The following is a 21,090-nucleotide window of genomic DNA, read 5'->3' as shown; positions in this document are numbered from 1 at the left end:
GGTTATCCTGTCGGGCTAACGGAGGTTTTTTATGCAGATTTTCAAGGTTGGCGGTGCGGTACGTGATCGCTTGCTGGGCAAACCGGTCACCGATATCGACTGGGTCGTGGTGGGCGCCACCACCGAAGAAATGCTCGCTCAGGGCTATCGCCCGGTCGGCGCGGATTTTCCGGTGTTTCTTCATCCGAAAAGCGGCGCGGAATACGCCCTCGCCCGCACCGAGCGCAAAAGCGGTCGGGGTTATGGCGGCTTCACCTTTCACGCCAGCCCTGAAGTCACGCTTGAAGAAGACCTGATCCGCCGTGATCTGACGATCAACGCCATGGCCGAAGACGACCAGCAGAATCTGACCGATCCTTATCACGGCCAGCGCGACCTCGAAGCTCGAGTCCTGCGTCACGTTTCGCCGGCATTCGCCGAAGATCCGCTGCGAGTACTGCGTGTTGCCCGCTTCGCCGCTCGCTACGCGGATTTGGGTTTCACCGTTGCGCCGGAAACGCTGGACCTGATGCGTCAGCTCAGTAAGTCTGGCGAACTTGAGGCACTAACAGCCGAACGCAGCTGGAAGGAAATCTCCCGGGCACTGATGGAAGACCAACCGCAGGTGTTCATTCAGGTCTTACGCGATTGCGGCGCACTGAAAGTGCTGATGCCGGAAGTCGATGCGCTGTTCGGTGTGCCGCAGCCAGAAATCCATCACCCGGAAATCGACAGCGGTATCCACACGCTTAGCGTGCTGGAGCAATCGGCGCGGCACAAACAGCCGCTCACCGTACGCTGGGCCTGCCTGCTGCACGACCTCGGCAAAGGCCTGACGCCAGAAGAGGAATGGCCACGACACATTGCCCACGAACACAAGGGGCTGAAGCTGATCAAAGTGGTCAACGAACGCTTCAAGGCGCCAAAGGACTGTCAGGAACTGGCGCTGCTGGTAGGCCAGTACCACACTCACGGCCACCGCGCCTTGGAGTTGAAGGCCTCAACGTTGCTGGAGCTGCTGCAAAGTTTTGATGTCTATCGCCGGCCGCAGCGATTCGAAGAGTTTATCGCTGCGTGCGAGATGGATGCCCGAGGCCGCAAGGGGCTGGAGGACAGGAGTTATCCACAGGCTGATTATTTGCGGGGCGCGGCCAGTGTGGCGCGTGGCGTGGCGGTGCAGCCACTGCTAGAGAAAGGATTCAAGGGCCCTGAACTGGGCGAGGCGCTTAAGCGCGAACGGCTCAAGGCCTTGAAGGCTTACAAAGAGAGTGCTTGAAGCCAGCTCAAAAGATCGTCCGATCACGGCCCGAGCCTTCGACAGCTCCTACACGGAAATTCGCATTTCCCGTAGGAGCTTGCGATCTTTTGATTTATAGACTTGGCGGCGTGAGCTGCTCGCCCCGCCACTCGAACCCCACCGGCGCCAATACTTGATCAATCTGCGCCTCGGCCCACAGTGTCGCGAAGCTTTTTCCCACAGCCGGATGCACGCGATCTGGCGCAATCAGCGACAGTGGCCACAACACGAAGGCGTTTTTCAGTATTTCGGCGCGCGGTAGAACCAATCCGTCGAAATTGCCCACCAGATCGCCGTACAACAGCACGTCGATATCCAGCGGCAACCCCTTACGGTCAGGCGCATACCGACCGTTATCTGCTTCGATGAATTTCAAGCGACGATCGAGCTCCATCAACGGCAGGTCGGTAAACGCCGACACCACGAAGTTGAAGAACGGACCACTTTTGATCCCCACAGGCTGGCTTTCGAATACCGCCGAACAGCGGATATCCACCAAAAAAGTGGCCAGCGCATCCAGACCGGCGCGCAAATGGGTTTCGCGCTCGATGTTGCTACCGAGCCCGAGATAGACCTGAGTCAGCGACATCCGCGCTCGATCTCCACACCCACGCCACCCTTGGCGGCCGGCACGGCGCCGGGCTTGGTCAGCTTCAGGCGGACCCAGGTGATCTTGAATTCGTCCATGAGTACCGCGACCAGACGCTCGGCAAAGGTCTCGACCAGTTGGAACTGCGCCTGTTCGGCAAACGCCTGGATACGCGTGGAAACGCTGGCATAGTCGAGCGCCAGGGTCAGATCATCACCGGCCGCGGCCGGGCGATTGTCCCAGGCGAAGCTCAGATCAAGACGCAGACACTGTCGGATGCCGCGCTCCCAGTCGTAAGCACCGATCACGGTGTCGACTTCCAGGCCCTCGATAAACACTCTGTCCACGCACTTTTCTCCGCTGCACGACAAGGGCGCAATGCGCCGTTAGAATCAGGGCGTCCTCGCCCGGAATAGTAAGCATGTTTTGGTTACTGGCGACTCTCGCCTACCTGCTCGGCTCTCTGTCCTTCGCCATTTTGCTCAGCCGCCTGACCGGAAATCCGGACCCGCGAATGAGTGGCTCGGGCAATGCCGGCGCGACCAACATGCTGCGCCTGGCCGGTCGCAAACTCGCGATCCTGACCCTGCTGGGTGATCTGTGCAAAGGCCTGCTGCCGGTACTGCTCGCTGCGGCTATCGGCCTTTCGCTGCAAGATCAGGCCTGGATTGGCGTGTGCGCCGTGATCGGTCACCTGTTCCCGCTGTATTTCCGTTTTCGTGGCGGCAAGGGAGTCGCCACCGCTGCCGGCATGCTGCTGGCCCTGTATCCGCCTGCTGCGCTGCTGGCGGTGTGTGCCTGGCTGCTGACGTTCTACCTGACCCGCACCAGCTCTCTGGCAGCGCTGATCGCCACACCGCTGACTCTGCCGCTACTGGCTTGGCAAGAACCGGAGGCACTGCTGCCGATGAGCGCATTGACGCTGCTGATCGTCTGGCGCCACCGTGGCAATCTACGCGACCTGTTTGCCGGGCGCGAACGGCATTTCTGAATACCGTTCATGAGCGCGGCCCATCAGAGTGCCGACAATTGCTCCATCGGCCAGCGCGCCTGCACGCTGATCGCCAGACTTTCCTGCTGTCCGGCCTGCAATCGCTGGCAACCGGCGAACGCGATCATCGCGCCATTGTCGGTGCAGAACTCGGGACGGGCATAAAACACATCGCCCTTCATGTCGCCGAGCATTTTCTCTAGCGACACACGGAGGGCCTTGTTGGCACTGACGCCGCCAGCAATCACCAGGCGCTTCATGCCCGCCTGTTTCAGGGCCCGCTTGCACTTGATGGTCAAAGTCTCCACCACGGCCTGCTGGAACGCCAGCGCGATGTCGCAACGGGCTTGCTCGTTGTCGTCCCCGGCGCTGATGCGCTGCTGCCAGGTGTTGAGCGCCGAGGTCTTCAGACCGCTGAAGCTGAATTCCAGCCCCGGGCGATCACACATCGGACGCGGGAAAGTGAAACGTCCTGCGACGCCCTTCTCCGCCAGCTTGGCGATTTCCGGCCCGCCGGGATAATTGAGGCCCATCATCTTCGCGGTCTTGTCAAAAGCTTCACCGGCCGCGTCGTCGAGCGTCTCACCGAGCAACGCGTATTGACCGATGCCATCGACCTGAACCAACTGCGTATGACCGCCGGAGACCAACAAAGCGACGAACGGAAATTGTGGCGGTTCTGGCTCCAGCATCGGCGCCAGCAAATGACCTTCCATGTGATGCACACCGAGTGCCGGAATGCCCCAGGCAAACGCCAGTGCCTGGGCGCAGGAAGCACCAACCAGCAGCGCCCCGACCAGGCCAGGACCCGCGGTGTAGGCGATCGCGTCGATCTCGGTCGGCACACAGTCAGCCTCGGCCAACACCTGACGAATCAAGGGCAGCATGCGTTTGACGTGGTCACGCGAGGCCAGCTCCGGCACCACACCGCCATAGGCGCGATGCAGGTCAATCTGACTGAACAGTGCATCGGCGAGCAGACCCCGTTCACTGTCATATAATGCGACGCCGGTTTCGTCGCAGGAGGTTTCTAATCCCAGTACTAGCATGGGTTTGCGCCTTGTTTAGGCTGAATTCGAAGGCGCGCATAATAGTCCCCGCGTGATGCCCCGACCAGCGGTTTTCGATCAGAGGCTTTGCATTCCGGGCGATGAGGGGTTAACATCCGCAACCCTTAAAAACCGACGACCTCAGCCGCGAATTTTTTGCGACGAGAACGTTGATCCCGGTAATGAAAGAAGGTAGCTCTGGATGCCAGCCGTCAAAGTTAAAGAGAACGAACCCTTCGACGTAGCTCTGCGTCGTTTCAAGCGCTCCTGCGAAAAAGCCGGTGTACTGGCTGAAGTTCGTAGCCGCGAATTTTACGAGAAGCCAACTTCTGAGCGTAAGCGTAAAGCAGCAGCCGCTGTTAAGCGTCACGCCAAGAAAGTTCAGCGCGAACAGCGCCGCGCCGTTCGTCTGTACTAATACACAGACGTTCGTAGCAAGCTTCTGCCAAGCCCGGCCCTCAGCCGGGCTATTGGCATTTGCGGATATCGCTTGATGCTTCATCGTCGACGCCGCACACGCGACCGAGACAAATCTGCTTCAAACGTCAGACCTGGCTCTTTTGCCAGCGGTGCACGTCTTTTCTGACGAGCCTTTCAAGGCTACTGACGAGCACACCCACTGATTCCTCTTACGACGATCAGCCCAAGGCACCTGCATGCGTGCCCGCTTTATTGAGCTATCCGAGGTCTTTAACCGGCCGTCAGCGGATTCAGCGCAACACTTTCAAATAGTCGAAGGCTGATTGGTACTAACGTCAGTGGATTTTCGGCAGATACACTTCCCGACAGCGATAACGCAGACGACACCGGTCGAGCCGCACATTTTGCGCGCTTCAAACAACGACCCGCGTCCGGCCGCCCTTCGCATCGGACTTATTACAGCGCAGACGACGAGCACGCCATGGCCGGGCTGATTCCCCAGAGCTTCATTGACGACCTGCTGAACCGCACCGACATCGTCGACGTGGTCAGCTCGCGCGTGCAATTGAAGAAGGCTGGCAAGAACTACACCGCCTGCTGCCCGTTTCATAAAGAAAAAACCCCGTCGTTCAGCGTAAGCCCCGACAAGCAGTTCTATTACTGCTTCGGTTGCGGTGCCGGCGGTAACGCGCTCGGCTTCCTCATGGATCACGACAACCTGGATTTCCCCCAGGCTGTTGAAGACCTTGCGAAAGCCGCCGGCATGGAAATACCCCGCGAAGAAAGTGGCCGCCCGCACAAGCCGCGCCAGCCGACCGATTCGCCGCTGTATCCGCTGCTCACTGCTGCCGCTGACTTTTATCGGCAGGCACTCAAGAGCCACCCAGCGCGCAAAGCCGCCGTGGATTACCTCAAGGGTCGCGGCCTGACAGGTGAGATTGCCCGAGACTTCGGTTTAGGCTTTGCTCCGCCGGGCTGGGACAATCTGTTCAAACACTTGAGCAGCGACACACTTCAGCAAAAAGCCATGATCGACGCCGGCCTGCTGATCGAGAACGCCGAAACCGGCAAACGCTATGACCGCTTCCGCGATCGCGTGATGTTCCCGATCCGCGACAGCCGCGGTCGAATCATTGCTTTCGGCGGTCGCGTACTGGGCGACGACAAGCCCAAATACCTGAACTCACCGGAAACCCCGGTTTTCCATAAAGGCCAGGAACTATTCGGCCTCTATGAAGCGCGCAAGAACAACCGCAACCTTGACGAAATCATCGTCGTCGAAGGCTATATGGACGTCATCGCCCTCGCCCAACAAGGCCTGCGCAATGCCGTCGCAACGCTGGGCACCGCGACCAGCGAAGAGCACATGAAACGCCTGTTCCGCGTCGTGCCCAACGTCTTGTTCTGTTTCGACGGCGACCAGGCCGGCCGCAATGCCGCGTGGCGCGCATTGGAGGCAACGCTTTCAAGCCTGCAGGATGGACGTCGCGCGCGATTCCTGTTTCTGCCCGAAGGCGAAGACCCGGACACCCTAGTTCGCGCCGAGGGCACCGACGCCTTCAAGGCCCGAATCAATCAGCATGCGCAGCCGCTGGCAGATTATTTCTTCCAGCAACTGAGCGAAGAGTCCGACCCGCGCTCGCTCGAAGGCAAGGCCCACATGGCCACCCTCGCTGCACCGTTGATCGACAAAGTGCCAGGTGCAAATCTGCGCATTCTGATGCGTCAGCGCTTGACCGAAATCACCGGCCTGAGCAGCGAAACCGTCAGTCAGCTCGCGCAAAACGCACCGCAGGAAGCGCCGCCCGCCTACGATCCGGGCTTCGATTACGACGCAATGCCCGATTACAGCGACTACCATCAGCCGCAGGCGCAGGACATGTACGCGCCGCAGCAGGAGTGGACGCCGAAAAAACCCGGTGCCGGCGGCAAGAAATGGGACAAAAAACCCTGGGATAAAAACGGCAAGCGTGGTGGCGATCGCGACCAGCAGCGGCCACGAACGCCAATCGGCGTCGAGTCGCCGACCCTGACCGCCCTGCGCACACTGCTTCATCACCCGCAATTGGCCAAGCGCGTCGAAGATGCCGAGCACATTGCGGACGAAAATCAGACCAACGCCCAGCTGCTTGTGGCGCTGCTCGAAGCCGTACAGAAGAATCCCAAGCTAAACTCATTTCAGTTGATCGCGCGATGGCACGGCACTGAACAGGGTCGATTGCTCAAGGCACTGGCAGAAAAGGAATGGCTGATTGACGGAGATAACCTTGAACAACAGTTTTTCGACACCATTACTAGCTTGTCAGCCCGCCAACGCGAGCGAAATCTTGAACAGTTACTCAGGAAAGCGCGTCAAAGCGAACTGAGTATCGAAGAGAAAAATCAACTGCGCGACCTTTTAAGTCGCAATGTTTCCGCATCAAGCCCGACCTCAACTGGCGCGTGAGGTCATAGCTCAGGTATAATCCTCGGCTTGTTTTTTGCCCGCCAAGACCTTCAGTGGATAGGGTGTTATGTCCGGAAAAGCGCAACAGCAGTCTCGTATTATTGAGTTGATCAAACTGGGTCGTGAGCAGAAGTATCTGACTTACGCCGAGGTCAACGACCACCTGCCCGAGGATATTTCAGATCCTGAGCAGGTGGAAGACATCATCCGCATGATTAACGACATGGGGATCCCCGTACACGAGAGTGCTCCGGATGCGGACGCCCTTATGTTGGCCGACGCCGATACCGACGAGGCCGCTGCGGAAGAAGCAGCAGCCGCGTTGGCAGCGGTGGAGACCGATATCGGTCGCACGACTGACCCTGTGCGCATGTATATGCGTGAAATGGGTACCGTTGAGCTTCTGACTCGTGAAGGCGAAATCGAAATCGCCAAGCGTATCGAAGAGGGCATCCGTGAAGTGATGGGCGCAATCGCGCACTTCCCTGGCACGGTTGACCACATTCTCTCCGAGTACACCCGCGTCACCACCGAAGGTGGTCGCCTTTCTGACGTCCTGAGCGGTTATATCGACCCGGACGACGGCATTGCGCCGCCTGCGGCAGAAGTGCCGCCGCCGGTCGATCCGAAAGCCGTCAAGGCTGACGACGACACCGACGACGATGAAGCCGACTCTTCCGATGACGAAGAAGAAGCCGAAAGCGGTCCGGATCCGGTCATCGCGGCCCAGCGTTTTGGCGCTGTGTCCGATCAGATGGAAATCACCCGCAAGGCGCTGAAGAAGCACGGTCGCAGCAACAAGGCAGCGATTGCCGAACTGCTGCTACTGGCCGAGCTGTTCATGCCGATCAAACTGGTGCCGAAGCAATTCGAAGCCCTGGTCGAGCGTGTTCGCGGTGCCCTGGATCGTCTGCGTCAGCAAGAGCGCGCGATCATGCAACTGTGCGTACGTGATGCACGTATGCCACGCGCTGATTTCCTGCGTCAGTTCCCGAGCAACGAAGTCGACGAAAGCTGGTCCGACGCACTGGCCAAAGGCAAGAGCAAATACGCCGAAGCCATCGGCCGTGTTCAGCCGGACATCATTCGTTGCCAGCAGAAACTGATCGCGCTGGAAACCGAAACCGGTTTGACCATTGCTGAAATCAAGGACATCAACCGTCGCATGTCGATCGGTGAGGCCAAGGCCCGCCGCGCGAAGAAAGAGATGGTTGAAGCGAACTTGCGTCTGGTGATCTCGATCGCCAAGAAGTACACCAACCGCGGCCTGCAATTCCTCGATCTGATCCAGGAAGGCAACATCGGTCTGATGAAAGCGGTGGACAAGTTCGAATACCGTCGTGGTTACAAGTTCTCGACTTATGCCACCTGGTGGATCCGTCAGGCGATCACTCGCTCGATCGCCGACCAGGCCCGCACCATCCGTATTCCGGTGCACATGATCGAGACGATCAACAAGCTCAACCGTATTTCCCGGCAGATGTTGCAGGAAATGGGTCGCGAACCGACCCCGGAAGAGCTGGGCGAACGCATGGAAATGCCTGAGGACAAGATCCGCAAGGTATTGAAGATCGCTAAAGAGCCGATCTCCATGGAAACCCCGATCGGTGATGACGAAGACTCCCATCTGGGTGACTTCATCGAAGACTCGACCATGCAGTCGCCAATCGATGTTGCCACTGTTGAGAGCCTGAAAGAAGCGACTCGCGAAGTGCTGTCCGGCCTCACTGCCCGTGAAGCCAAGGTACTGCGCATGCGTTTCGGTATCGACATGAACACCGACCATACGCTCGAAGAAGTGGGCAAACAGTTTGACGTGACCCGCGAGCGGATCCGTCAGATCGAAGCCAAGGCGTTGCGCAAGCTGCGCCACCCGACGCGAAGCGAGCATTTGCGCTCCTTCCTCGACGAGTGATACCAGAACCCCCGGCCCAGGCCGGGGGTTTTGTTTATGTAGCAGATTAAATCCTCCGCACCACCCCTCCCCCGCATACCCCGTCTACACTCGAAACAACTACCCCCGAGCCATACCGAGAGCGCTATGCCCAGATTGGCGTCCGTGCTAATTCTGCTGTCATTGATGATCTGGACCGCAACGGCTGACGCGCTGACTCTGACCGATGAAGAACGTAGCTGGCTGACGGCTCATCCGGACTTGCGCCTTGGCGTCGACGCGTCGTGGCCGCCTTTTGAGTTTCGTGACGATCAGTCCCGCTATCAGGGCCTGGCAGCTGACTACATAGACGTCATACGCCAGCGTCTGGCGATCAAACTCACCCCGGTCGAACCCGTGAGCTGGACGGTGGTGCTTGAGCAGGTCAAGCAGGGCAAAATTGATCTGCTGCCCGGGATCATGTCGACACCGGAGCGTCAGGGATATCTGTCGTTCACTCGTCCTTACCTCGACTTCCCCATCGTCATCCTCGCCCACATCGGCGGCGCACAACCGCGCAAACTTGACGATCTGTACGGTCTGAAGATCGCCGTGGTGGAAAACTACGCGCCCCATGAACTCCTGCGCACCCACCATCCCGACCTGAATCTGCTCGCCATGCCCAATGTCAGCTCTGCCTTGCAAGCGCTTGCGACCGATGAAGTCGACGCTGTAGTCGGTGATCTCGCGTCCAGTGTCTGGAGCCTGCGTCAGCTGAAACTCGACGGCCTGTACGTCAGCGGCGAAACCCCGTATCGCTATCAGCTGGCGATGGGCGTACCCCGTGACAACAAGATACTGGTGGGCATTCTGGACAAAGTCCTGGCGGACATGTCCCCTGCTGAAATCAGCGCGATTCAAGAGCATTGGGTCGGCAACGTGCTTGATCACCGGACATTCTGGTCGGATCTGCTGGTTTACGGCCTGCCTGGCCTGGTGATCCTGATCATCGTGCTGGCGACGGTTATCCGCATCAATCGCCGCCTGAGTTCGGAGATCGCCCGCCGCATCAACCTCGAACAGGAATTGCGCAGCAGTGAGTATCACTATCGCGGCTTGGTAGAGAGCTTGTCGGCCATCGCCTGGGAAGCGCGAATGAGCGACTTCACCTACAGCTATGTGTCACCCCACGCCGAAGACTTGCTCGGCTATCCGCTATCGCATTGGCTGATTCCGGGGTTCTGGCGCAACATCATTCACCCGGCCGACCTGACCCGCGCCCAGAGCTTCTGCGATCACGAAGTGCTGGCCGGACGCGATCATAGCCTCGATTACCGGGTGATCACCGCCGATGGTCGCTGTCTGTGGGTACGCGACATCGTCAGCCTTATCGAACACGGCCATGAACCGGTGATGCGCGGGCTGATGATCGACATCAGCGAGACCAAACGTACCGAGGAGGCCTTGCGCCTGTCCGAGCAGAAATTTGCTTCGGTGTTCCAGCAATGCCCGGACATTCTGGTGATCGCGCGGTTGTCCGACGGTTGCTTGCTGGAAGTAAACGAGGCCTTCGAAGAGCAGATCGGACTGAAAGCCGAAGAAGTCATCGGTCAGACCGCCACCAACCTCAACATCTGGGGCATTCCCGGTGTCGGACCGGGGCTGTTGCAGCGGTTGCAGGCCGGAAGCATTCGCAACCTGGAAATGCCCTTTCGCCGTAACAATGGCCAGGTGTTTACCGGGCTGATTTCCGCCGAACCCTTTGATCTCGACACCACGCCCGCACTGGTCGTGGTGGTGCGCGACATCACTCAGCTCAAGGAAACCCAACAGCAACTGCAAACGTCGGAAGAAAAGTTTGCCAAGGCGTTTCATGCATCGCCGGATGGCTTGCTGCTGTCGCGTCAAAGCGACGGATTGCTGCTGGAAGTCAACGACGGTTTCAGCCGGATCACCGGGTTCAACAGCGCCATGTCGGTGGATCGTTCGGCCCTGGACCTGGGGATCTGGGTCAACCTCAACGAACGTAAACAGATGCTCGATCTGCTGCACCGCGATGGCTTCGTCCGTGATTTCACCTGCCATATTCGCCGCAGCGATGGGCAGATTCGCCTGTGCGAAGTGTCTGCCCGACCGCTACCGATCGGCGAAGAAGACTGCATGCTGACCATCGCCCGCGACATCACCGAACGCCACCTGATGCAGGAGAAACTGCAACAGGCTGCAACTGTTTTCGAAAGCACCGCGGAAGGCGTGTTGATCACTGACACCCAGCAGCACATCAGCGCAGTCAACCGGGCCTTCACCGAAATCACCGGTTACAGCGAAAGCGAAGCCCTCGGCCATACACCGCGCCTGCTCGCCTCGGGCCTGCACGACAGCGCGTTTTACGCAGCGATGTGGCACCAGTTGACCGATGAAGGTCACTGGCAGGGCGAGATTTCCAATCGGCGCAAGAATGGCGAGTTGTACCCGAGCTGGCTGACCATCAGCGCAGTGCGCAACCGCGACAAACTCATCACCCATTTTGTTGCGGTATTTGCCGACATCTCCAGCCTCAAACACGCCCAGGCCAAACTCGATTATCAGGCTCACCACGACCCACTCACCGGCCTGCCGAACCGCACGTTGTTCGAAAGCCGTTTGCTCACGGCACTCAATAATCAGCAGGAAAACGGCGGTCTGGGTGCCGTGCTGTTCCTCGATCTCGACCGCTTCAAACACATCAATGACAGCCTCGGTCATCCAGTCGGCGACCTGCTGCTCAAGGGCATCGCCGTACGCCTCAAAGAACAGTTGCGCGACATCGATACCGTCGCACGCCTAGGCGGCGACGAATTCATCATTCTGTTGCCCGGCCTGCAACAGGCCAGCGACGCCGATCATATCGCGCTAAAACTGCTCAATTGCTTCGGCGCGCCGTTTCAGGCCGGCGAACACGAGTTTTTCATAAGCGCCAGCATCGGCACCAGCCTGTACCCCCGCGATGGTGGCGACGTGGCCACACTGGTGAAAAACGCCGATGCGGCGATGTACCGCTCCAAAGCCAAGGGCCGCAACCGCGTCGAGAGTTACACCCGCGACCTCACCGCGCAGGCCATCGAGCGCGTGGCGCTGGAGCACGAACTGCGTCGAGCCATTGAGCGTGAGGAGTTGCATCTCTACTACCAACCGAAAATCAGCCTCGACGACCACAGCCTCGTCGGCGCCGAAGCTTTGATCCGCTGGCGCCATCCAACCTTTGGCGAAGTGCCGCCGGAGCACTTCATTCCATTGGCCGAAGAGAACGGGATGATTCTGCAGATCGGCGATTGGGTGCTGGAGACCGCCTGCCGGCAGATGTTCGAGTGGAACCAGATCTACGACAGCCTCGGGCCACTGTCGGTCAACCTCGCCGGGGCGCAGCTGCGGCAACCGAATCTGCTTGGGCGCATCGAGCAACTGCTCAAGGACAACGGCCTCAGGCCGGATTTACTGCAACTGGAAATTACCGAAAACTTCATCATGAGTCAGGCTGAAGAAGCACTGACAGTGCTGCATCAACTCAAACACCTGGGTGTACAACTGGCGATCGACGACTTCGGCACCGGTTATTCTTCGCTGAGCTACCTCAAGCGTCTGCCGCTGGACATCCTCAAAATCGATCAGTCATTCGTCCGCGGACTGCCCGACGACCCGCACGATGCGGCGATTGTCCGCGCCATCATCGCCTTGGGCCGAAGCATGCAATTCACCGTCATCGCCGAAGGCGTGGAAACCCAGGCGCAACAACAATTTCTCGCCGCCGAAGGCTGCGAACAGATCCAGGGCTACATCGTCAGCCTGCCGCTGCCACCGGAAGAGTTCGCCACGACGTTTCTGCGTATTACGGTATCGGATTTTTCGGATAGCACAGCGGCGAAACCGTCGCTATAATCCGCGGCCTACTGAGGGCCTATAGCTCAGTTGGTTAGAGCAGAGGACTCATAAGTGCGCCGTAAGATGGCGCAACAACGTTGTGGTTAATAGCCATCCCCTTGTGGCATTTAGGGGTAAACCAGCGGCTTACCGGAAGGGGAAACCCCGTAAGGGACAAGAGCATGCCGTGAAAAGGCCTTCTGCGGAGGAATCTCTCCTCCAATAGAGAAGGTCAGGTAGGGCAGGTCAAGGTCAAGGCTGTATTGCTTGAAGCCTAGGTAAAGCGTGGGAAATTCGGCACCGGGGTGGCATGAGATTGAGGCCACTTCTTCTGGTTGCGGGGAGACGATTATGAGCCCCCTGCATGCCACACCAGGAGCGCTAGCACAAGTAGTGTGAAAGATAACCGAAAGGGCGACCTAACACCTGAGCACGTTGTTGCGTTAACTGCGGGATCACCTAAAGGAAGCAATTCCCATGGTGACGGAAGGCTCGTAGTACCTGTTTGTATTGGGCCGGTAGCATAACGGTTAATGCAGCGGCCTCATAAGCCGTTGAGTGCGGGTTCGAATCCCGCCCGGCCCACCATCTTTTTCGGTGAGGGGACGTGTCCGTTCACTAGCTATCGACCACCTCGAATACGACCGGCTAATCCCCGGTGAAAGGGAAGGGGCCTAGGATGTAATGTTTCTAGGACGGTGGAGGTATGCGCGATGCAGAATAAAAGCTTCACCCGAATAGAAACACTCAGGAAGGCTAACGCCAATCCGAACTTTGTTAATGATCGTATCTACCGCCTCATGTTCAAGGAAGACTTGTACATTGCGGCCTACGAGAAGATCAAAAGCAAACCCGGCAATATGACTGCGGGTAACGATGGAACGACCCTAGATGAGTTTTCGATCAGAACGATCCGGAACATCATCGACAAAATGAGAGATGAAAGTTTCGCATTTAGAGGCGCCAGAAGGGTTCTTATCCCGAAGGCTAATGGTAAAACCCGAGAACTATCGGTGGCACCACCTACTGATAAGGTCGTGCAAGAGGTCATGCGAATGATCCTGGAAGCTATCTTCGAACCTACGTTTAGCGACAACAGTCACGGGTTTAGATCGGGGAGGAGTTGTCACACTGCACTGAAGCAGATCCGGGAACAATGGTCAGGAGTAACTTGGGTAATCGAAGGAGACATTAAAGGCTGCTTCGACAATATCTCCCACGAGAAACTGGTTACACAACTGGAAACGCGGATCAAGGATGAACGGTTTGTAAACCTGATTAGGAAGTCACTGAAGGCTGGCTACTTCGACAAAGGGGCTTACTTTTCCGGAACCATCGGTACGCCACAAGGGAGTATTATATCCCCGATTTTGGCGAACATATTCTTGCATCAACTAGACCGCAAGGTCGAAAGTCTGATTCAAGAGCATGAGATGGGAAAGGAAGACAAGAAAGCACTCAACCCTGCGTATAGGAAGCTGCTCAGCCGCAGAAGTTATCTGCAAGGGAAAATTGCAAGTCTGGAAGGCACGGAACGGGAAGCCGCTATCGCGGAAATTCGAGCGATCAGCAAAGCATCCCTGCAAATGTCCCCTACCCTTATCTCAGATAACGGCTTCATAAGGGTCAAGTACGTCAGGTACGCGGATGACTGGGTTGTAGGGATCAATGGGCCTAAGCACCTAGCCGAAAAGCTCCGAGCGGAAATCGGTGAGCATCTATCCACAGCGGGTCTTGAACTCAGCTTGGAGAAAACGCACATCCGCCACGCGAAGACCGAAAAGGCGAAATTCCTAGGGACTAACCTCAGGGTAGGTAGCGAAAGACCCAAGATCATGAAAGTCATCCGCAACGGAGCAGTTTTCCGTAAGAGAGTGGCAGGGTGGACTCCGATCATGTACGCACCAGTACGCGAACTTGTCGAGAAGCTCCATGCCAAAGGATTTTGTGATTCCAAAGGCGAACCTACTGCGATCAACAAATGGATACTACTCGACGACATACAAATCGTAGAGCAGGTTGGAGCTGTTTGGAGAGGTATAGCAAACTACTACTCTTTTGTGGATCAGTTTGCGATGTTGTCCCGTATCCAATACATACTTCAGCACGCAGCGGCGAAAACTCTAGCGGCCAAACATCGGTCATCTAGAAGCAAGATTTTCTCTAACCACGGAGCTAACCTCCGGATAAGGGTGAAAAATGCAGCCGGTGAGGTGATAAGACAAGTCGAGTTTCCCCTTATCAGGAAATGGGCATCGTCTCCCAATAGGTTCAAAACAGGAACAGTTGACGTTAACTTCCTGGAGCGAAATCTGAGACTTAGGACTCGCTCTAAACTGGGATCACCTTGTGTTATCTGCGCAAGTGACGACCGTGTAGCTATGCACCACGTTAAGCACATTAGGAAACTGGGGCAAGAAGTTAAGGGCTTTACTCGGGTATTGGCGATCCTTAATCGGAAGCAAATCCCCGTATGCCATGAGTGCCACCACAAGATTCACCGTGGTAAGTACGACGGCATATCACTTAACCAATTCTCCCTGCTCCACGTGGCAGCAGCTTGAGTACATCTGGAGAGCGCAGTGCTTGGAAACCTGCACGCTGCGTTCGGAGGAAGCTGGTTGGTATCCCTCTGGGAGCCGGTTAGCGATCCTACTCCTTTGGTCCACGGTTCAAGTCCGTGTGGGCCCACCAATTTGAAAGCCGCGCAAATGCGCGGCTTTTTCTTGGGTGATGGTTTGGTGTTTTCAGTCTTGGCGAGCTTCATCGCCTGTAACATGCGCTGATCAACGATCCGCACCAATGGAGCCCCCCTTGCCCGACATCCGCCCGCCCGTGCTTGACGAAATCGACCGCCAGTTGATTGCAGCCCTGCAAATCAATGCTCGCGAAAGCGTGGCCATGCTCGCCCGGCAGTTGGGGATTGCCCGCACCACGGTGACGTCACGATTGGCGCGGCTGGAAAAAGCCAAGGTGATCACCGGTTACGGCGTACGCCTGGGGCAGCGGGTGGTCGATGGCGGTTTGCAGGCGTATGTCGGGATAAAGGTTCAGCCGCGCTCCGGCAAAGAGGTGTTGCGCCGCTTGAGTGCGATGGCGCAGGTGCAGCAGCTGTGTGCAGTGAGTGGCGAATTTGATTATGTGGCGTGGTTGCGCACGGATTCGCCGGAGCAGCTGGATCAGTTGCTGGATCAGATTGGCAGTGTGGATGGGGTTGAGAAGACCACGACGTCGATTATCTTGAGCAGCAAGATTGATCGGGGTCAGCCAGTCTGACTGCAGGCATTGAGATCCAGGATGTCAGATAGGGCCTAGTCGCGGGCAAACTCGCTCCCACAGGGAACAGAGTGAAGCTTAAGATCGTCATTTTGAACAGGAAACTGGCAAAACGACGACACTTTGCGTCTTATTAACGTGTTCTACGCTCCCTAGAATGGCTGGCATCTTTTCCTATACTCAGACGCGCATTCCGCGTCGGGTCGCCAGCAAGGTCAGCCATGAACAAGAACAATCGCCATCCTGCAGACGGTAAAAAGCCCATCACCATTTTCGGCCCGGACTTTCCTTTCGCCTTCGACGACTGGATCGAACACCCGGCCGGACTCGGTAGCATCCCGGTGCAAAATCATGGCGCTGAAGTGGCGATTGTCGGCGCCGGCATCGCAGGTCTTGTGGCCGCTTACGAATTGATGAAGCTGGGCCTGAAACCGGTGGTTTACGAGGCGTCGAAACTGGGTGGGCGCCTGCGCTCGCAGGCGTTCAACGGCACTGATGGTATTGTCGCCGAGCTCGGCGGCATGCGTTTCCCGGTATCTTCCACCGCGTTCTACCACTACGTCGACAAGCTGGGTCTGGAGACCAAACCGTTCCCGAACCCGCTGACACCGGCGTCCGGCAGCACAGTGATCGACCTGGAAGGCAAAACCCATTACGCACAGAAACTGGCGGATCTTCCTGCGCTGTTCCAGGAAGTGGCTGACGCCTGGGCGGACGCGCTGGAAGCCGGTTCGCAATTCGCCGATATCCAGCAAGCCATCCGCGACCGTGATGTGCCGCGCCTCAAAGAACTGTGGAACACCCTGGTGCCGCTGTGGGACGACCGCACGTTCTACGACTTCGTTGCCACCTCCGAGGCCTTCGCCAAACTGTCGTTCCATCATCGCGAAGTGTTCGGTCAGGTCGGTTTCGGCACGGGTGGCTGGGACTCGGACTTCCCTAACTCGATGCTGGAAATTTTCCGCGTGGTGATGACCAACTGCGACGATCACCAGCACCTGGTGGTCGGCGGTGTGGAACAGGTGCCGCAAGGCATTTGGCGTCATGTGCCGGAACGTTGCGTTCACTGGCCAGAAGGCACCAGCCTGAAATCCCTGCACCGGGGCGCCCCGCGTTCCGGCGTGAAAAAAATCGCCCATGCAGCCGATGGTCGTTTCGCTGTCACCGACAACAACGGCGACACCCGCGAGTACGCCGCCGTCCTGACCACTTGCCAGAGCTGGCTGCTGACCACCCAGATCGAATGCGACGAAACGCTGTTTTCGCAGAAGATGTGGATGGCGCTCGACCGCACGCGCTATATGCAGTCGTCGAAGACTTTCGTGATGGTCGACCGGCCGTTCTGGAAGGACAAGGACCCTGAAACCGGTCGCGATCTGATGAGCATGACCCTCACCGATCGCCTGACCCGTGGCACCTATCTGTTCGACAACGGCGACGACAAGCCTGGCGTGATTTGCCTGTCGTACTCGTGGATGAGCGACGCGTTGAAAATGCTCCCGCACCCGGTGGAAAAACGTGTAGAGCTGGCGCTGAATGCGTTGAAGAAGATCTACCCGAAAGTCGACATTGCCGCGCGCATCATCGGCGATCCGATCACCGTGTCGTGGGAGGCCGATCCGTACTTTCTCGGCGCGTTCAAGGGCGCCCTGCCGGGTCACTATCGCTATAACCAGCGCATGTACGCGCACTTCATGCAGGACGACATGCCGGCCGAGCAGCGCGGGATTTTCATCGCCGGTGACGATGTGTCGTGGACGCCTGCGTGGGTTGAAGGCGCGGTGCAGACTTCGCTCAACGCGGTGTGGGGGATCATTAAACATTTCGGCGGCGCCACACATAAAGAGAACCCAGGCCCGGGTGATGTGTTCAAAGACATCGGCCCTATCGCCCTGCCCGAGTAAGAGGAATTCCTGATGCGTGTAGCCCTTTACCAATGTCCACCGCTGCCACTGGACCCTGCCGCCAACCTCCAGCGCCTGCATCAACTGGCGATGGAGGCCAAAGGCGCCGACCTGTTGGTGCTGCCGGAAATGTTCATGACCGGCTACAACATTGGCGCCGAGGCGGTCAGCACATTGGCCGAGGTCTACAACGGTGAATGGGCGCAGCAGATCGGCCGGATCGCCAAAACCGCTGGCCTGGCGATCGTCTACGGTTATCCCGAGCGCACTGCCGACGGTCAGATCTACAACGCCGTGCAGCTGATCGATTCCCACGGCGAGCGCCTGTGCAATTACCGCAAGACCCATCTGTTCGGGGATCTTGACCGGTCGATGTTCAGCGCCGGTGGAGACGAGGTTCCTGTGGTGGAACTTAACGGCTGGAAGCTCGGTTTCCTGATCTGCTACGACCTCGAATTCCCGGAGAACGCCCGACGACTGGCCCTCGCCGGCGCCGAGCTGATTCTGGTGCCGACGGCGAACATGATCCCGTTCGATTTCGTTGCCGATGTCACCGTCCGCTCGCGCGCCTTCGAAAACCAGTGCTACGTGGCCTACGCCAACTACTGCGGCCATGAGGGCGACATCCATTATTGCGGACAAAGCAGCATCGCCGCGCCGGACGGCAGTCGTATTGCTCAGGCCGGCCTGGACGAAGCGTTGATCGTCGGCGAGCTGGATCGGCAGTTAATGGTCGACTCCCGCAAGGCCAATCACTATCTCAGTGATCGTCGGCCTGAACTTTACGGCGCGCTCAACAAGCGCTAATCCGCTAGCATTGGCACTTCACTGTTCTGGAAGTGCCCATGCCTGCGCCGACTCACCCCCGCCCCCACACTGAAACCCTGGCCAACGGCTTGCGCGTGACCCTGCGTCATATGCCTGGCCTGAAGCGCAGCGCTGCCGCACTGCGGGTGGCCGCAGGCAGTCATGACGTGCCGCTGGCGTGGCCGGGACTGGCGCATTTTCTTGAGCATTTGCTGTTTCTCGGCACTGAGCGTTTTCCCGCGAGCGAAGGGCTGATGGCCTACGTGCAGCGTCACGGCGGGCAGGTGAATGCCAGCACTCGCGAGCGCACTACCGATTTTTTCTTTGAGTTGCCGAGGCAGTCATTCAGTGCCGGGCTTGAGCGTCTGTCAGACATGCTCGCTCAGCCGCGTATGAATCCGGACGATCAATTGCGGGAACGGGAAGTGTTACAGGCGGAATTTGTCGCCTGGTCACAAGATCCGACGGCGCAGCAGCAGTTTGCGTTGTACGAAGGTTTACCGGCTGATCATCCATTGCGCGGCTTTCATGCCGGCAATCGGGACACTCTCCAGGTCGAGCAGCCGGAGTTTCAAAAGGCTCTGACAGACTTTCATCAGCAGTTCTATCGCACCGGGCAAATGAGCTTGAGTCTGGTTGGGCCGCAAAGCCTCGAGCAGCTGCGCGAGTTGGCGGACACGTTCGCGGCGGCGTTGCCGGCTGGGGATAACATCGCGCAAGCCGCGCCGCCGCCGTTAAAGGTGAAAAGTTATCAACAGGTCGCCGAACGCCAGTGCAATCTGCTGTTTGCATTCGACGCCTTGCCTGATTCATCCGCTCAAGCGTTGGCGTTTCTTTGCCACTCGTTGAACAGCGCCAAGCCCGGTGGATTGCTTGCGTATTTGCAGCAGCAGGGCTTGGCTGACAGCTTGAAAGCGGCGCCGCTCTATCAGTTTGCTGACCAAGCCTTGCTGCATCTGGCGTTCAATACATCCTCCGAATCGCTGAGCAGCATTGGCGAACAGGTGCGGGGCTGGCTGAGCTTCTTCGCGCAGCAGGACTGGACGCCGCTGCGTGAAGAATACGCAGCCATGCTTGCGCGTCAGCAGCATGTCAGCGGCGCATTGCAACGGGCGCGGCTCGACAGCGAACAATTGGAAACAGGCCTGAGCGCAACCGGCGTTGCTGCCCTCAAACATATCCTTGGCGAGATCGGCACTGTGGATAACTTCAGCGCCCATTGGCGTTTGCCGACTCCCAATCCGTTTTTGCGCGCCAACGAACCGGTCGCCAACGCCGGACTGATCCGCGGACAAACCAGCGCTCACCGAGGTCTGCGCACGTTCGCGCAGGATCGTTCGCGCGGCCGTCGCGAGCGCTCGCCGATGCACTTCAGCCAGGCATTGCCGGACAACGGTGATCAAGGCGCGATTTATCTGCGCTGGCAGATGGAAGCAGCAGCCACCGCTGGCCTGCAGGCGCAACTGCAGCGCAGCCTGCGGGAAACTCAGGACGACGCACGTCAGGCCGGGGTGGAATTGTCATTCAGCACAACCGGCAATCAATGGCTGCTGAAACTGACCGGTCTGCAAGAACCAATGCCGATCGTCATGGAGCATGCGCTGAAATGCCTGACGCAAGTGGACGCCGATTCCGCGCAAGGTGAGCCGGAAACGCCGTTGCTACCGATCCGCCAATTGCTCAAGGCATTGCCTGAACAATGTTCGGCCTCTGTAGAAACATCCGACAATGCCCAGCACTTGTGGACAACTTCTCGCTGGGATGGCCTGGCCTTGGGCCTCGGTGCGCAAACCCAATCAGCCATGGGCCTGGCCCTGAGCCGCATCCCTGGCACACCCGATACTCAAATACCGGCTCCGTCGGCGATCAATGGCCAACACCTGTGGCGCCACATCGACACCGCGTCCAGCGAACACGCGTTGTTGCTGTTCTGCCCAACGGCCAGTCGCGATGTCTCTGATGAAGCCGCTTGGCGCCTGCTCGCGCAGTTGTGCCAAACGCCGTTCTACCAACGCCTGCGGGTCGAGTTGCAGTTGGGTTACGCGGTGTTCAGTGCCGTGCGGCAGATGCACGGACAGACCGGGCTGCTGTTCGGCGTGCAATCGCCGACGTTCGCACCGGTGGAGTTGCTCCGCCATATTCAACAGTTTATTGAAGCGCTTCCTTCGCTCATCGATGCGACTGACCTCGTCCAGCAACGGCAGAACCTCGCCGATCAATTCAGCGACGAAAATCTATCGACCAAAGATGTCGCCGAACTGCTGTGGCAGTCCAGACTTGCCGGCCACTCGTCGGATTATCTGCCGCAACTGGTCAGCGCGATCGATTCCCTGGAACGCCCAGCATTGCTGGCCGCCGCGCAACGACTGAACCGCGCCGAGGGTGGCTGGCTGTGCCTCGCCAGCGATTCGCCGCTCGGCGCGCCGTGGCAAGCGACAAAGTGATCATTACCGAGGCTGCAACGAGCTTTATCGAATATTCACGGGCAATCACGTTGAAATTTTGAGTAACATAGCCGCCTAACTATTTGGAACATCCCTGCGCTGCCGTGGACTATACCTA

The 21,090-nt window shown here is 58.1% G+C and carries 14 protein-coding genes and 1 tRNA gene; 12 read left to right on the top strand and 3 right to left on the bottom strand.

Translation table 11 applies throughout. The features are described 5' to 3' along the window. Positions 1–31 precede the first annotated feature (31 nt). Entirely contained in the window at positions 32–1,255 is a 1,224-nt protein-coding gene (locus AB4P92_RS18560) for a multifunctional CCA addition/repair protein (RefSeq protein WP_395597989.1), read from the top strand. 94 nt (positions 1,256–1,349) lie between these two features. Here AB4P92_RS18560 and folK read toward each other — a convergent pair whose 3' ends face one another. Together folK and folB are read right to left on the bottom strand one after the other, a co-directional pair. Continuing rightward, positions 1,350–1,865, bottom strand: coding sequence for a 2-amino-4-hydroxy-6-hydroxymethyldihydropteridine diphosphokinase (folK, locus tag AB4P92_RS18555; RefSeq protein WP_042561392.1), 516 nt, complete (start codon positions 1,863–1,865; stop codon positions 1,350–1,352). After that, positions 1,856–2,212 (bottom strand): dihydroneopterin aldolase, encoded by a 357-nt coding sequence (gene folB / locus AB4P92_RS18550; protein ID WP_042561393.1) that lies wholly within the window; start codon positions 2,210–2,212, stop codon positions 1,856–1,858. The genes folK and folB overlap by 10 nt, the downstream gene beginning before the upstream one ends. Positions 2,213–2,286: 74 nt before the next feature. Between folB and plsY the strand changes: the two genes are divergently transcribed. Beyond that, positions 2,287–2,856: a glycerol-3-phosphate 1-O-acyltransferase PlsY gene (gene plsY, locus AB4P92_RS18545; RefSeq protein WP_042561394.1), complete on the top strand. Its 570-nt coding sequence runs from the start codon at positions 2,287–2,289 to the stop codon at positions 2,854–2,856. Between the two features lie 23 nt (positions 2,857–2,879). Here plsY and tsaD read toward each other — a convergent pair whose 3' ends face one another. Beyond that, positions 2,880–3,905 (bottom strand): tRNA (adenosine(37)-N6)-threonylcarbamoyltransferase complex transferase subunit TsaD, encoded by a 1,026-nt coding sequence (tsaD, locus tag AB4P92_RS18540; RefSeq protein WP_042561395.1) that lies wholly within the window; start codon positions 3,903–3,905, stop codon positions 2,880–2,882. Positions 3,906–4,107: 202 nt separating this feature from the next. Between tsaD and rpsU the strand changes: the two genes are divergently transcribed. The 10 genes from rpsU (at position 4,108) to pqqF (ending at position 20,972) form a co-directional block, all read left to right on the top strand. Beyond that, positions 4,108–4,323 carry a 30S ribosomal protein S21 gene (rpsU, locus tag AB4P92_RS18535; RefSeq protein WP_002551877.1) on the top strand — a complete coding sequence of 72 codons (216 nt, stop codon included), beginning with the start codon at positions 4,108–4,110 and terminating at the stop codon, positions 4,321–4,323. A gap of 483 nt (positions 4,324–4,806) precedes the next feature. Further along, entirely contained in the window at positions 4,807–6,771 is a 1,965-nt protein-coding gene (gene dnaG / locus AB4P92_RS18530; RefSeq protein WP_395597988.1) for a DNA primase, read from the top strand. 67 nt (positions 6,772–6,838) lie between these two features. Then, positions 6,839–8,686, top strand: coding sequence for an RNA polymerase sigma factor RpoD (rpoD, locus tag AB4P92_RS18525; protein ID WP_042561397.1), 1,848 nt, complete (start codon positions 6,839–6,841; stop codon positions 8,684–8,686). 126 nt (positions 8,687–8,812) lie between these two features. Then, positions 8,813–12,559 (top strand): bifunctional diguanylate cyclase/phosphodiesterase, encoded by a 3,747-nt coding sequence (locus AB4P92_RS18520; RefSeq protein ID WP_261736653.1) that lies wholly within the window; start codon positions 8,813–8,815, stop codon positions 12,557–12,559. Between the two features lie 494 nt (positions 12,560–13,053). Beyond that, a tRNA-Ile gene (locus AB4P92_RS18515) sits at positions 13,054–13,129 on the top strand. Between the two features lie 125 nt (positions 13,130–13,254). Then, positions 13,255–15,105, top strand: coding sequence for a reverse transcriptase domain-containing protein (locus AB4P92_RS18510; protein ID WP_395597987.1), 1,851 nt, complete (start codon positions 13,255–13,257; stop codon positions 15,103–15,105). A gap of 250 nt (positions 15,106–15,355) precedes the next feature. Beyond that, positions 15,356–15,817 (top strand): Lrp/AsnC family transcriptional regulator, encoded by a 462-nt coding sequence (locus AB4P92_RS18505; RefSeq protein ID WP_007910086.1) that lies wholly within the window; start codon positions 15,356–15,358, stop codon positions 15,815–15,817. Positions 15,818–16,038: 221 nt separating this feature from the next. After that, positions 16,039–17,721: an NAD(P)/FAD-dependent oxidoreductase gene (locus tag AB4P92_RS18500; protein ID WP_115147181.1), complete on the top strand. Its 1,683-nt coding sequence runs from the start codon at positions 16,039–16,041 to the stop codon at positions 17,719–17,721. A 12-nt stretch (positions 17,722–17,733) separates the two neighbouring features. Then, positions 17,734–18,528, top strand: coding sequence for a carbon-nitrogen hydrolase family protein (locus AB4P92_RS18495; RefSeq protein ID WP_047303781.1), 795 nt, complete (start codon positions 17,734–17,736; stop codon positions 18,526–18,528). Positions 18,529–18,566: 38 nt separating this feature from the next. Next, positions 18,567–20,972, top strand: coding sequence for a pyrroloquinoline quinone biosynthesis protein PqqF (pqqF, locus tag AB4P92_RS18490; protein WP_395597986.1), 2,406 nt, complete (start codon positions 18,567–18,569; stop codon positions 20,970–20,972). Positions 20,973–21,090: the final 118 nt, after the last annotated feature.

The sequence above is a fragment of the Pseudomonas sp. A0308 genome, assembly GCF_044218815.1.
GTDB lineage: Bacteria > Pseudomonadota > Gammaproteobacteria > Pseudomonadales > Pseudomonadaceae > Aquipseudomonas > Aquipseudomonas iridis.
This window is presented reverse-complemented; position numbering and strand designations above follow the sequence as displayed.

Bases quoted from the DNA above. Each gene is read 5' to 3' on its own strand.
- tsaD (WP_042561395.1), bottom strand. From the start codon at position 3,905: ATGCTAGTACTGGGATTAGAAACCTCCTGCGACGAAACCGGCGTCGCA.
- AB4P92_RS18520 (WP_261736653.1), top strand. From the start codon at position 8,813: ATGCCCAGATTGGCGTCCGTGCTAATTCTGCTGTCATTGATGATCTGG.
- pqqF (WP_395597986.1), top strand. From the start codon at position 18,567: ATGCCTGCGCCGACTCACCCCCGCCCCCACACTGAAACCCTGGCCAAC.
- AB4P92_RS18560 (WP_395597989.1), top strand. From the start codon at position 32: ATGCAGATTTTCAAGGTTGGCGGTGCGGTACGTGATCGCTTGCTGGGC.
- rpoD (WP_042561397.1), top strand. From the start codon at position 6,839: ATGTCCGGAAAAGCGCAACAGCAGTCTCGTATTATTGAGTTGATCAAA.
- dnaG (WP_395597988.1), top strand. From the start codon at position 4,807: ATGGCCGGGCTGATTCCCCAGAGCTTCATTGACGACCTGCTGAACCGC.
- plsY (WP_042561394.1), top strand. From the start codon at position 2,287: ATGTTTTGGTTACTGGCGACTCTCGCCTACCTGCTCGGCTCTCTGTCC.
- AB4P92_RS18495 (WP_047303781.1), top strand. From the start codon at position 17,734: ATGCGTGTAGCCCTTTACCAATGTCCACCGCTGCCACTGGACCCTGCC.
- AB4P92_RS18500 (WP_115147181.1), top strand. From the start codon at position 16,039: ATGAACAAGAACAATCGCCATCCTGCAGACGGTAAAAAGCCCATCACC.
- folK (WP_042561392.1), bottom strand. From the start codon at position 1,865: ATGTCGCTGACTCAGGTCTATCTCGGGCTCGGTAGCAACATCGAGCGC.
- AB4P92_RS18510 (WP_395597987.1), top strand. From the start codon at position 13,255: ATGCAGAATAAAAGCTTCACCCGAATAGAAACACTCAGGAAGGCTAAC.
- rpsU (WP_002551877.1), top strand. From the start codon at position 4,108: ATGCCAGCCGTCAAAGTTAAAGAGAACGAACCCTTCGACGTAGCTCTG.